At 72.0% G+C, this 12425-nt stretch carries 11 protein-coding genes; 7 read left to right on the forward strand and 4 right to left on the reverse strand.

The window, feature by feature from the left end:
• The first annotated feature begins 15 nt into the window (after positions 1-15).
• The gene (locus HA039_RS00825; protein WP_208298509.1) at positions 16-1173 is read left to right on the forward strand and encodes an alpha/beta fold hydrolase; all 1158 of its coding nucleotides are present in this window, start codon (positions 16-18) and stop codon (positions 1171-1173) included.
• Positions 1174-1286: 113 nt separating this feature from the next.
• On the opposite strand, the gene HA039_RS00830 is transcribed toward HA039_RS00825, so the two are convergent.
• The 4 genes from HA039_RS00830 to HA039_RS00845 all read right to left on the reverse strand — a co-directional run bounded on the left by HA039_RS00830 (position 1287) and on the right by HA039_RS00845 (position 5968).
• The gene (locus tag HA039_RS00830; protein WP_167035908.1) at positions 1287-1949 is read right to left on the reverse strand and encodes a DUF305 domain-containing protein; all 663 of its coding nucleotides are present in this window, start codon (positions 1947-1949) and stop codon (positions 1287-1289) included.
• The gene (locus HA039_RS00835) at positions 1949-2869 is read right to left on the reverse strand and encodes a DUF1996 domain-containing protein (RefSeq protein ID WP_167022243.1); all 921 of its coding nucleotides are present in this window, start codon (positions 2867-2869) and stop codon (positions 1949-1951) included. The genes HA039_RS00830 and HA039_RS00835 overlap by 1 nt, the downstream gene beginning before the upstream one ends.
• Before the next feature lie 573 nt (positions 2870-3442).
• Positions 3443-5134: a SpoIIE family protein phosphatase gene (locus tag HA039_RS00840; RefSeq protein WP_167022245.1), complete on the reverse strand. Its 1692-nt coding sequence runs from the start codon at positions 5132-5134 to the stop codon at positions 3443-3445.
• Positions 5135-5356: 222 nt separating this feature from the next.
• Positions 5357-5968: a TetR/AcrR family transcriptional regulator gene (locus HA039_RS00845; protein ID WP_167022247.1), complete on the reverse strand. Its 612-nt coding sequence runs from the start codon at positions 5966-5968 to the stop codon at positions 5357-5359.
• A 128-nt stretch (positions 5969-6096) separates the two neighbouring features.
• Here HA039_RS00845 and HA039_RS00850 point away from each other — a divergent pair, with 128 nt between their 5' ends.
• The 6 genes from HA039_RS00850 (at position 6097) to HA039_RS00875 (ending at position 12340) form a co-directional block, all read left to right on the forward strand.
• On the forward strand, positions 6097-6804 hold the full coding sequence (locus HA039_RS00850) for an alpha/beta fold hydrolase (protein ID WP_167022249.1): 708 nt from the start codon (positions 6097-6099) through the stop codon (positions 6802-6804).
• A 270-nt stretch (positions 6805-7074) separates the two neighbouring features.
• Entirely contained in the window at positions 7075-8550 is a 1476-nt protein-coding gene (locus tag HA039_RS00855; RefSeq protein ID WP_167022251.1) for a ketol-acid reductoisomerase, read from the forward strand.
• Between the two features lie 100 nt (positions 8551-8650).
• On the forward strand, positions 8651-9382 hold the full coding sequence (locus tag HA039_RS00860) for an alpha/beta fold hydrolase (protein ID WP_167022253.1): 732 nt from the start codon (positions 8651-8653) through the stop codon (positions 9380-9382).
• Between the two features lie 131 nt (positions 9383-9513).
• Positions 9514-11106: a hypothetical protein gene (locus tag HA039_RS00865; RefSeq protein ID WP_167022255.1), complete on the forward strand. Its 1593-nt coding sequence runs from the start codon at positions 9514-9516 to the stop codon at positions 11104-11106.
• A gap of 150 nt (positions 11107-11256) precedes the next feature.
• Positions 11257-11910: an alpha/beta hydrolase gene (locus HA039_RS00870; RefSeq protein WP_243868977.1), complete on the forward strand. Its 654-nt coding sequence runs from the start codon at positions 11257-11259 to the stop codon at positions 11908-11910.
• Positions 11911-11977: 67 nt separating this feature from the next.
• Entirely contained in the window at positions 11978-12340 is a 363-nt protein-coding gene (locus HA039_RS00875; protein ID WP_167022259.1) for a DUF952 domain-containing protein, read from the forward strand.
• The last annotated feature ends 85 nt before the right edge of the window (positions 12341-12425 follow it).

Below are 12425 nucleotides of genomic sequence, written 5' to 3' on the forward strand. Positions count from 1 at the left end.
GCTCTGGAGTCACCCATGTCCATCGACGCCGTCCTCGCCCAGGACCAGGAATCGCCCCGTGCTCGCCCGCTGATCCCGGGGCAGGCGGTGGACGGTCGCGGGGCCGGGACGACCGGCCGGGTCGAGGAGCGGGACCTCACGTTCGACGGCTTCCGCTACACGTGCCGCGTCGTCCATCACGACGACCCGGTGACGGAGCCGGTGCTGGTGCTGGGCGGCTCGTCCCAGGACCGCAACTCCTGGGTGCGGCACGAGAAATGGCTCGGTCCGCTGGGGCAGGTGATCACGGTGGACCTGCCGGGGTACGGGACCGCGGACTTCCTTCCCGCGATGTACGGGGTCGACTTCCTCGCCGCGACCGTCCGGCACCTGCTCGGCGAACTGGGGGTGCCGCGCGTCAACCTGGTGGCCGCCTGTTACGGCGGGGCGGTGGGGTTGCGGTTCACGCAGCACTACCCGGACCTCGTGGCGCGGCTGCTGCTGGTCGGCATGACCACCCGTATCCCGGCGGACTACGCGGCGGCGATGGAGCGTTGGGCCGTGATGATCGAGCGGGGCGAGACCGAGACGATCGCGCGTGAGCTGGCCGACCGCTTCATGTCCCCGCCCGGCACGGGTCACGTCCGCAAGCACGCGGCCGTGTCCCGTCTGGTGTACCAGCAGATCGCCGGCCAGGACCCGGAACAGTTGGGCAAGTCGGCGGAGCACAACACCCGGTTGATGCGGCACGAGTGGTACCGCCCGGAGCCGGTGCCGGCCCTGCCGAGCCTGGTGGTGACCGGGGAGCACGACACGCTCTGCACGCCCGCCATGGGGCGCGAGGTGGCGGCGCAGCTCCCGGAGGCGCGGTTCCTGACGATCGACGAGACCGACCACCTGGCGCCGGTGGAGCGGATCGCGGACTTCGCGGACCTGATGGCGCGCTTCTGCACGGACCGCCCGCTGGAGGGGCTGCCGTACGCGAGTGAGCCGGAGACGCTGGGGACGCGGGTGGCGGGGGCGGGTGGCGTCGTGGCGGTGGGGCCGGTGGAGTCCGTGGTTCCTGGGCTGGGTGGCGCTGTGGTGGCCGGGGCGGGTGTGGCTGCGGCTGCGGGGGCGGTGGGCCCTACGACGGCGGGGTTGGGGGCGTGTGCGCTTCCGGGGGTGGGCGTCGTGGGGGTCGACGTACCGTGAGCCGGTGCGCGGGTCCGTTCCGGCCGCTCCCGGGCGGGCCTGGTCTTCGGGGCAGGCCCCGGGGCGTGGGGTTCCCGGCCCGGGAGCGGCGGTCCTCGTGCGGGGCGCGGGGGTCAGCCGCCGAGCGGGCGCAGCGCCGCCAGTTGTTCGGTGCGGCGCTTCGTCACCTCGGCGGCGAGTTTCTTCGCCTCCGGGGCGCCGCCCGCGCTCTGTTCGCCCCGCGAGACGAGCACGCTCTGCTCCAGGTGCTCTCGGAGGTAGGTCAGGGAGAGGTCGTCGAACGCCGCGCCGCGCTTCGCGGTGATCGCGCGCAGTTCGTCGTCGGTCACCATCCCCTTCATGTCGTGGCCCTCGTGCGGATTGGCCCCGTCCGCCCCGGTCTTCCGCAGGATCGCGCGGAGACCGGTGAGTTCCGCCCGGTGCGTGACCGTCGTACGCCGGGCGAGGTCGGCCAGTCCCGCGTCGCTCGCGCGGTCGGCGATCAGGTCGAGCAGGAGCAGCGTCCGCTCGTCCATGGCCGCCATCAACTGGGCCCAGCCCCGGTCGGTGTCGTTGAACCCGACCGCCGCGACCGCCGACGCGGACGGCGCGGGAGCGGCCTGTGCGCCCCGTTCCGCCACCGCGGCCGTGCGCCGGGGGGTCGTGTCGGACGGTGCCGGCGAGGCACCGCAGCCGAGCGGCCCGAGGACCGCCAGGGCCAGCAGGACCGCGGGCAGTACGGAACCGCGACGGGGCGGCGGTCCGCCGGGATGCGGCCGGCCGCCGCCCCGCGGCATCACGAGGGGATTCCGTTGGCGCCGCACTTGATGATCGGCCGGATGCAGTCACGCACCCGGCGGTCCATCTCGGCGACGGGCCAGGCGTTGAAGAAGTCGCCGTGCATGGTGTACCCGGGTCCGGAGGCCAGTCTGAAGCCGGCCGGGTTGCCGTTCACCGGGTAGCGCAGGACCTGACGCAGCTTCGGGACCGGCACCGGGTGGCTCGCCGGGCACGTTCCGTCGACCGGGTAGGACATGTGGCTCTTGTGGTCGGCCGAGTCGAGGTCCCTGCCGTTCCAGCACTGCGGGAAGTCGAGGTACGACTCCAGCATCGTGCCGGCCGGGCAGTTGACGAAGTCCGTCGACGGGTTCACCTGTCCGGCGTGCAGGCAGGACCAGCGCGCCCGGGTGTTGTCGTTCGGACCGGTGGCCTTGGCGTTGCCCGCCACGATCTTGAGGCCCTCGGGTATGGGCTGGGTACGGGCGATGACGTCGTCACGTACCCCTTCACCCAGGTAGTAGAACGTCGTGCCGGTGGGCTCGACGGGCTGGTTGTTCACGTACAGAGTCGGCACCCAGTACGACGAGAGGTCGACCTGCGGGTCGCAGGTGGTGGCCGCCGTCTTCAGGTCCCCGAGGTTCGTGTACGCGTTGGTCGCGTGGCTCCCGAAGAAGCTGTGCATGTGCGAGCCGCCGGGGATGCCGGGCACGACGATGGGGTCGTCGGGCAGGCGGTGGCTGAAATTGCACTCGGCGAGGAACTCCGCCACGCGCACGACCTGCGCGCCGGCCGGTTGGGCCGCGGCCTTCTGGGGGACGCCGGTGGGCCCGAGCACGAGCTGGGCGGCGACCGCCAACGCCGCGATCAATCCCGCGAGAAGGGCCTTGCGGCGTCCCCCGCGGACGGGGCGGCCGTTCTCGGACCGCGTTGATCTCATGGGCGCTCCAAAGGGAGTCGTGGATCGCGCGCCCGGCACGCTCCGGCGGCGGGCCGGGGCACCGGCCGGACGGGAGATCCGGTGGTGGGGGGGAGAGGTTCCGTATCGGAGCCCCTGAGTGCCGGACGTTAGGGCTGCGTAAAGGGGGCGTCAAGGTGCTGCGTCAAGTTCCGGAACTGACGGACCGTCAGTTATTTAACACAAAGGAGACATTGGGGAGCGCCGCAGACCGGCCGGGAGGGAGAGCGCTCTCCCTGGTGGGAGGCTTCCGGCGGGGGTGCGGGCAGGGTGGTGTCCGCGCAGGTGGGAGGGGGTTTCGGCGGTGTGTACGGAGGCCCTTGCGCGAGCGCCGGAATCGGGGTCCGGGGTGGCCCTGCGAGGGCGTCGGGCGCCCTTACGGGCGGTCAGGAAAAAACCTCATGGCCCTTCAGTTGATGAACGCGGTCGGCCGCGTGGTCGTGGGCTCACTTCGACAAGCGAATTCCGGCCGTCCGCGAGGCGCCTTCCTGGGGCCCGCTCCAGGCGGCCGGTGAGATTCCGCTTGTGGGTCCGGTACCGGTTCCGGGACCGGTTTCACCTCCGGGGCGGAATCCGCGCCCCGATGAGCGTGATGTCGTCGCGCGTGTCGCCCAGGTGCCGGGCCAGGTCGACGCACAACCGGTCGAGCGGCTGGGTGTGATGGGCGGCGGCGTACCGGCGCAGCCGCAGCAGGCCGCTGTCGATGTCCTGGGTCCGGGACTCGATGAGCCCGTCGGTGTAGAGCAGGAGCGTGGAGCCCGGGGGCAGTTCGGTCGTGACCGTGGGCCGGGAGGTGCCCGGCAGCAGGCCGATGAGCATCGCGTGCGCCTCGTCGAGATAGCGGGTCGCGCCGTCGGCCGTGACGATCAGCGGCGGTGGATGGCCGGCGGTGGACCAACTGAGCCGCCAGGCACCGTCCTCGGCGGCCCGCAGGCGGGCGAGGACGACCGTGGCGGAGTCGGCGAGCCGGAGGTGCGCCTGGGCGCGGTCCAGGCGCCGGAGGATGCCGCCGGGATCCTCCTCGGGCCGGTCGACGGCCAACGCCCGCAGCATGTTGCGCAGTTCGCTCATCCGGGCGGCGGCCTGGATGTCGTGTCCCGCGACGTCGCCGACCACCAGGGCGAGATCGCCGTCCGGCAGCGGGAAGGCGTCGTACCAGTCCCCGCCGACCTCGGCGGTGTGCTCCGCCGGCTGGTAGTGCGCGGCCAGCTCCAGCGTCTCGACGAGGGGCAGGTCGGTGAGGAGGGCGCGTTGGAGGGTCGCGGCGATGTCGGCCTGCTGGGCGTGGAGGCGGGCGTTCTCCAGCGCGAGGGCGGTGCGGCGGGCGACCTCCTCGGCGAGCACCCGGTCGGCGTCGTCGAAGGGCGGGGTGGTGGCGGACCGGGTGAGGGTGAGCGCGCCGAAGGTGCTGTCGCGGAGGCGGAGCGGCACGATGAGGGCCTGGGCGGCACCGAGGCCGGTCAGCATCGCCGTGGTGGCCCGCCCGAGGGCGTCGGCGGGGAGCGGCGCGGGGGCGGAGGGGGGCGTGCCGGAGAGGCCCGTACGGAAGGGCGCGTTCAAGTGCTGGGTGGGGCCGCCCCGTAGGACCTTCGCCAGGGGGGCCGGCGAGGTGTCGCCGAAGAGGGGCGGATCGGCGTCCAGAACCCCCGCGGACACCTGGTCCGGTTCGCGGTGGGTCCACGCGGTCCTGCGGACCCGGCCGCGGTCGGCGATGAGGTCGATCACCGCCCCGTCGGCGAGCCGGGGCACCAGGAGCCGGGCGAGGTGCGCGAGCCCCTCCTCCGCCTCCAGCGTGCTCACCAGCGCCAGGGTCAGGTCACCGAGCCAGGTCGCCTCCGCGAGGTCGAACTCGGCCTGTTCCCGGGCGGTCTCGCTGTGCGCGTAGCGGTCGGAACGGCGTTTGTTGTGCTCCCCCTCGGCCCCGGTGTCGTGGAAGACCACGACCGTGCCCCGTCCGGGGAGCGGCGCGGACGTCCACCAGACGGGCAGCGGGGTGCCGTCGGCGCGGAGCAGGACGGCACGCTCGGCGCGCCCGGTGCTGTCGTGCGACGCGTGCAGGAGGCGCGTCGCGTCGCGGCCGGTGAGGCCGCCCGGGCGGTGGCCGAGGATCTGTTCCGCCCAGGGGTTGCAGGCCACGACCCGGCCGGCGCCGTCCACGGCGTACATCCCTGCGGTGGCATGGGCGAACAGCGCGGACAGCAGCTCGCCATCCGTCGTCCCGGTCCGTGCCGGGGCCCCTTCGGACATGCTTTCTCCCAGACAGTGCGCGCCGGACATCGGCGTCGAGTTCTCGATGTGGTGCGCGGTGCGGCGATCGCCGAGCCGGGTCTCACGGCCGGGGCCGGGGCCGGGTCGCCAGGACGGGAGCGGCTGCCCTCACCGTACGCGACCGTGGAGAGCACGCGCGGGGTCCGGGGGCATCCGGCTGGTGCGCGCGGTGCGCGGCGCCGCGGCCGGGCGCGAGCTGTCTCACGCGGGGCGGCGGAATGCTCCGTACCACTGGTTGGCGGCCAGTTCGTGAGCCACGGTCGCGTCGCGGTCGGGGTCGCCCGCGACGGCCTGTTGGGCGATCACGCGGAAGCCGCCGATCACGATGACCTGGCTGGCGGTCACCGGGTCGACGTCCGCGGCCGTCCGGCCCTGCGCCTGGGCCGTCCTGATCCAGTGCCGGCAGAGCTCCTGGAAGGGATCGAGTTCGTCGGCCCAGATTCGGCCCATCTCCGGATCACGGTCCGCCGATTCCAGCGTGGCGCGCAGCAGGTGACGGCGGCGCCGGTAGTAGGCGATGACGTCGCGGATGGTGTCGCTCAGGCGGTCGAGGGCGTCCGGCCCGTCCGGCGACCAGCTGCTCATCAGTTGATACGAGCCGTCCTTGAGGCCAGAGGACAGGCGGATCAGCAGGGCGTTCTTCTCCCTGAAGTAGAGGTACAGCGTCGACCTGGCGACGCCGGCCTCGTCCGCGATGCGCTGCATCGACAACCCGGAGTACGGGGTGCCGGCGGCCAGGAGCCGTTCGACCGCGGCCAGGGCCCCCGCCTCGATCACGGCGGCCCGGTCGTCGGCGGCGCGCACGTCGGTCACACCTCAGTCTATGCGGGCGGCCGGTGTGATCTGGGCAACGGGCCGACTCGACGGATCGTGCGCGGTGCTAGCGTGGCAGACCGCTTCGGACGCTGCGTCCGAAAGATACAAAAGCGGAGGAAAGATACATGGCTACGTACGTAATGATCCCGGGCGCCTGGCACGGTGGCTGGTCGTGGGTACCGGTCGCGAAGCGCCTGCGGGCCGCCGGCCACCAGGCGGTCACCCTGACGCTGCCGGGCCTGGGCGAGGGCGACGATCCGCGTGATCGCCGCCTGGACGCGGCGGCCGATCACATCGTGCGCGTGGTCGAGGACCGTGATCTGAGCGACGTGGTCCTGGTCGCCCACAGCTGGGGCGGCTATCCGGCCAACGGCGCGGCCGGCCGGCTCGGGGGCAGGCTCGCCGGCATCGTCTACTACGCGGCGCAGGTCCCGGTGGTCGGGCGCTCCCTCATCGAGGACAACCCGGCCGAGTCGCAGGCCATGCTCCAGGGCATGATCGACTCCTCGCCGACCCGGTCCATCGCGCCGGCGCTCGAATTCGTACAGCACATCTTCATGCAGGACGCCGCGCCGGAGGTACAGCAACTGGTCTCCGACCTCCTGACGCCCATGCCCGGCGACTACTTCCTCGATCCGGCGCAGGGGCCCGACGTCACGACCCTGGGCGTCCCCCTGCACTACCTGCTCGGCGACGAGGACCGTGCGCTGCCGCACCCGGGGGAAGTCTTCGCCGAGCGTGCCGGGCTGAAGCCGGTGAGCGTACCGGGGACGCACAACGGCCTTCTCACGCATCCCGACGACATCGCCCGGGCGATCCTCGCGGCCGGCTGAACCGAGCCCCAACCCGCCGGCGGTCCGCCCACAGGGCACCGGGAGGAATGGGCCGGCGGAATCGGCGCCGGCCCATTCCGGGCATGGCGTGGTCGAAATTTTACCGGGACCTGCCGAACGTTTTCATAAGTGGTGCGATCGATCCTCGGTGACGTGGAATGTGAACTTTCCTTTGCGCTCGATCGTGAATCATTCGAGGGGCGGTGCTCGCCCCGATCGAGTCCCCCGCCCTGTTCGAGCGGGCCGGCGCCGAGACAAAAGGAGAAGGGCATGACATCCGCATCGCTTGATTTCGCCACTTCCGTCTTCGACAAGGAAACCATCACTCTCGGAGGTCGTCGTGAGGCGATCGTCCGGGGTGGGCGTCATCTGTTCGACCGGCTGCCCGCCGCCTTCGAGGGAGTGAACCAGATCGGAGTTGTCGGCTGGGGCTCGCAGGGGCCGGCCCAGGCCCAGAACCTGCGTGACTCGCTCGGCGGCGCGGTCAAGGTCGTGGTGGGGCTGCGGGCGGGCTCCTCGTCCGTCTCCGCCGCCCGGGCGGCCGGTTTCCGTGAGGAGGACGGCACGCTCGGTGAGATGTACGAGGTCATCGCCGCCTCGGACATGGTGCTCCTGCTGATCTCCGACGCGGCTCAGGCCGAGTACCACCGCGAGCTGCTGGCCGCGCTCCGTCCCGGCGCGACCCTGGGGCTCTCGCACGGATTCCTGCTGGGCCACCTGACGGGCATCGGCGAGGAGTTCCGTTCCGACGTCGATGTCATCGCGGTGTGCCCGAAGGGAATGGGGCCCTCGGTGCGCGCCCTCTACGTGCAGGGCGCCACGGTCAACGGAGCCGGCATCAACGCGAGCTTCGCCGTGCACCAGGACGTCACCGGTCGCGCGACGGACCGCGCCCTCGGATGGTCGGTCGCGCTGGGCGCTCCTTTCACGTTCCAGACGACTCTTGAGTCGGAGTATCTGTCGGACCTCACCGGGGAACGCTCGATGCTCCTGGCGGGCGTCCACGGAATCGTCGAGAGCCTGTACCGGCGTTACCGTGACCACGGAATGAGCGAGGCGGACGCGTTCCGGAACTCCGTGGAGTGTGTCACCGGGCCGATATCGAAGACGATTTCCACCCGGGGGCTGATCGGCGTCTACGAGGAACTCGACGCCGACGCGAAGAACGTGTTCGCCGAGGCGTACGCGGCTGCCTACCCGATCGGTCTCGAACTGACCTCGGAGATCTACGACGAGGTGGCTTCCGGCAACGAGATCCGCAGCGTCATCCTCGCCGGGCAGCGCCTCGGCCGCTTCCCGATGGGGAAGATCGACCAGGCCGCCATGTGGCGGGTCGGCCAGGCGGTGCGCGCCGACCGGGAGGGCCACGAGGTACCGCTCAACCCGTTCACCGCCGGGGTCTTCTGCGGGGTGATGATGGCCCAGGTCGACGTCCTCCTGGAACGGGGCCACCCCTACTCGGAGATCGCGAACGAGTCCGTCATCGAGGCCGTCGACTCGCTCAACCCGTACATGCACGCCCGCGGTGTCGCCCACATGGTCGACAACTGCTCCACCACCGCGCGCCTGGGCTCCCGCAAGTGGGCGCCGCGCTTCGACTACCTGCTCAGCCAGATCTCGTACCCCGACGTCGATGCCGACACCGTCGACCGGACCCCGTTCAAGTCCTTCGAGGACCACGTGATTCACGACGTCCTGCGGGTCTGCTCCGAGATGCGTCCTTCGGTCGACATCTTCGTCGAGTAGCTCCCGGTGGCTCCCGGCCGGGCCGGATGGATCGGCGTCGCGGCGGTGAACCGGCCGGGCGGTAGGGTCGGTTCACCGTAGGCGCCGATCAGGGGGACGCATGGCCACGACGGGGACGCCGCCGATTGTCTTCGTACACGGGACACGTTTCAGCGCGGGTCAGTGGAGTCCGCAACTCGCCGCGCTGGAGCCGGACTTCGCGGTGGCCGCCGTCGACCTGCCGGGCCACGGCGCCCGCACGGCCGAACCCTGGGGTCTGGCCGCGGCGACGGAGATCATCGCCGCCGCGGTGGACTCCCTGGACCGGGGTCCCGCGCTGGTCGTCGGGCACTCGCTCGGGGGGTACGCCTCGCTGGAGTTCGCGCGGCGTACCCCGGAGCGGTTGCGGGGGCTGGTCCTCGCCGGGGCCAGCGCCTCGACCTCCGGCCCGTGGGCGACGCCCTACCGGTGGGTGGCCGGGCTCGTCCCCCGCCTGCCGGCGGACCGGCTGGCCCGGTGGAACGACCGGTTGCTGCGCCGGCTCTACCCGCCCGACGTGGTGGAGGCGACCATCCGGTCCGGCTACGCGTTCCACACCCTGCCCGCCGCCTGGGGCGAGGTGCTGGGCCGCTTCGACGCCGGTGCGATGCGCCATGTGGACGCTCCGGTGCTCGTCCTGAACGGCGAGAAGGACACCGTCTTCCGTTCCGGCGAGCGCGCGTTCGTCCGCGCGCACCCCCGCGCCCGCCTCGAACTGATCCCGCGTGCGGGGCATCTCGCGAACTTCGACGATCCGGACGCCTTCACCGCCGCCGTCCGCCGCTTCGCCCAGCAACTGCCCGCCCGCCCGTGACCGGCCGTTGCCTCCCAGGCAACGGCCAACGCGTCCGCGGGGCAGCTGAGTTACGGTGTCGCCGATGTTCCGGACCCACCTCGGGAGCGCAGCGAAACGTGATGGACGAATCACTCCGGGAAGGTTGTTCCGTGTCGATGGGATCGGCCGTCGGCACCGCCCGTCCGCCGGGGAAGCACCGCCGCCACCGCCCGGGCTTCCACTGGCAGACCCCAGGGGTCCTGGCCCCCCACGTGGTGTACGCGCCCCTGCCCTGGGACGGGGAGGTCGACGGGGCCGAGTCGGGCTTTCTCAGCGCCGACAATCCGGGATTCCGGGTGATCACCGGCAGACTCGGCCGCGACGGCCGCACGCCCGTCGAGCATCTGGACGTCCTCCTGCACCTGGACGCCATGGCTCCGTGGCCCCGGACGGAACTGGGCCTGCCCTCGGGCGAATCCCTGGTGAGTGTCACGGCCGGCGGCGCTCCCCTTCTGCGGCATTGCACGGTGCGGAAGGGAGCGCTGTCGATCGCCGACAGCGGCGACGGCCCGCGCGTCACCTGGGAGCCGGGGACGACGCTTCTCGTGGAGGACCTGCCGCGTACCTCCGTCGACCGCCTTCCCCCTTCCTGGTACTCCCCCTCTCGTTCCAGCGACGACGATCCGGCCGACACGCTCCGCAGGGAGGCCTTCTGCCTGCTGGGCACCAGGTACCACAGCGACATCCCGCCGGCCCCTCGCGACGCACGATCCGCGGACTTCACCGGGCAGGACCGGCGCGGCCACGAGCACGTACCGAGCGAGTACCCGGGATGGGCGGACAGCGCCGAGGTGTTCCTGGACGAGCGGGAGGCGGCGGTGGTCGTCCGGCGGTTCGGGTCCGCCGGGCACGGAACGCAGTACGTACTGCCCGCCACCGCCGACCGCCTCGACCTCATCCGCAGGATGCGCGAGGAGTACCTGTACTCGGCCTCCGCCTACGCCTCCGTGGGTGCCGACCCCGGCGCCGCCGACACCTTGGCGGGAACCCCGTGGAACCCGGTGGCCCTGCGGCGGCTCCTACCGGTCATGGCGGTCAGGACCGCCGCGGACGCCGCGTGTCTGATCTCCCGGACGCCGGACACGTGGCGCCGTCAGGGGTGGCCTGTCGACGCGACGGATGATTCCGGGCCAGGTCGCGACGTGCCGCCCGGCGGCGCCGCCCGGGACGCGGAGCCGGAGAACGCCTGGCGGGCGGGGCAGGCCGAGGCTCTCGCCGCGGCGGGCATCACGGCCGAGCGGGCCTACGAACTGAGGTCCGCCGGATTCCTGTCGGTCCGGGCCGCGATCTCCGCCCACGCGACGCGGCCGACCGCCGCCGCCCGGGACGCGGAGGAACTGGTCGGTACGTCGGAGACTCCCGTCCCCGCCAGGATCGCCGCGGAACTCGCGCGCGCCCGCGCTCACGACGCCGAGGAGGTGAGGTCCTGGGGGCGCGACCACCACGAGAGTTGCAGCATCGAAGGATGGGGGGTCTGGGTGACGCTGACCCGGCATCGTTTCGTGTTGCCGGGCGGCGACGTGCGCACGGTGTGGGACGTCACGAACGGGTGGTGGGCGATCAGCGACGAAGGGGACGAGGGCCGGAGCCGCTGCCTGTTCACCGATGCGAGGCAGGCGATGAGCGCCTGGCGGACAACGCGGGCCGAACTCCAGGCGTACGAGGCCCGGTTCTTGGAGGAGCGGCGCGCCTCGTCCGTGTGAGCGCCCGTCGTTTCCGGGCCCTCGGCGACACGGCGTCCCCGCTCATGTCCTTCAGGTATCACAGGGGTCGAAGTCGGTATTGGACGCTCCGGATTCCTCTCGCCACCATGGAAAGCGCCAGAATCCCAAGGATCGTCCCGGGAGCCCGCAGTGAGCGACTTCGCCCCTTCCCACCCGCCCCTCGACGACCGGGCCGTGCTGTGGTCCGTACCCGAGGGCAGGCGCGCCGGTCGGCCCCTGCTGGTGGCGATGCACGGGTGGAGCTACGACGAGGCGCATCTGTTCCGGCTCACCCGGTCCCTCCACGGCGAGTTGGTCGTCGCGTCGGTCCGCGGGCCCTTCGCGGAAGCCGGTGGATACGCCTGGTTCCCCAGCCGGGGAAACCCCATCGGGAACCCGCGGCCGTCCCTGGCGAACGCCATGGCCGACGCGGTCCTCACCTGGCTGGACGCCCAGCCCTCGTTCTCCTCGGTGGGGCTGATCGGGTTCTCCCAAGGCGGGGCGATGGCGCTCCAGATGGTGCGGCGGGATCCGTCACGCTTCTCGTACGCGGTCCAGCTGGGCGGGTTCGTCGTCGGTGACAGCCTGCCCGGGGACGCGGAGCTCGCGCGTACCAGGCCGCCGGTCTTCTGGGGTCGGGGCGGCCTGGACGGGGTGATCCCCCAGGACGCGGTGGCGCGGACCGACGCTTGGACGCGAAGGCACGCGGCCGCGGACATCCGGGTCTATCCGGAACTGGGCCACGACGTCGCGGGCCGGGAGGTGGACGACCTGACGGAATTCGTACGCCGTCGGATCGCCTGAGGCCCGCCGCTCCTTTCCGGTGCGGCCGGGCTGCGATCCGTTGCCCGGTGGAGGCTATAACGGAGCCATGATCTATCACGTGGTGTCGCTGGACGAATGGCAGAGCGTTCAGGACCGGCCCTACTCCCCCGCGTCCCTCGCGACGGACGGATTTGTCCACTGTTCCGGCGACGAGCCGACCACCCTGGCCGTGGTCAACGCCTTCTACCGGGACCTGCCGGGCACCCTCCTCGCGTTGGTCGTCGACGAGCGCAAGCTGCGCGCCGAGGTCCGCTGGGAGGCCGCCGACCCCGCTCCGCCTCCCGGAGTGGCGCCCGGCACGCTGTTCCCCCACGTCTTCGGAACCATCGACCGCGCGGCCGTCGAGAGGACGCTGCGGGTGGTACGGGACCAGGACGGCCGCGCGACCAGGCTGACGCCCCTGACCTGACCTTCGCGAACGGGACGCGGCGGGCTCGGACTTTCGTGGTTCGCTCACCGAACTGCGTGCTACGTTACTCCAGTTCACTGACTGA

It is taken from the genome of Streptomyces liangshanensis (assembly GCF_011694815.1).
GTDB classification, from domain to species: Bacteria; Actinomycetota; Actinomycetes; order Streptomycetales; family Streptomycetaceae; genus Streptomyces; species Streptomyces liangshanensis.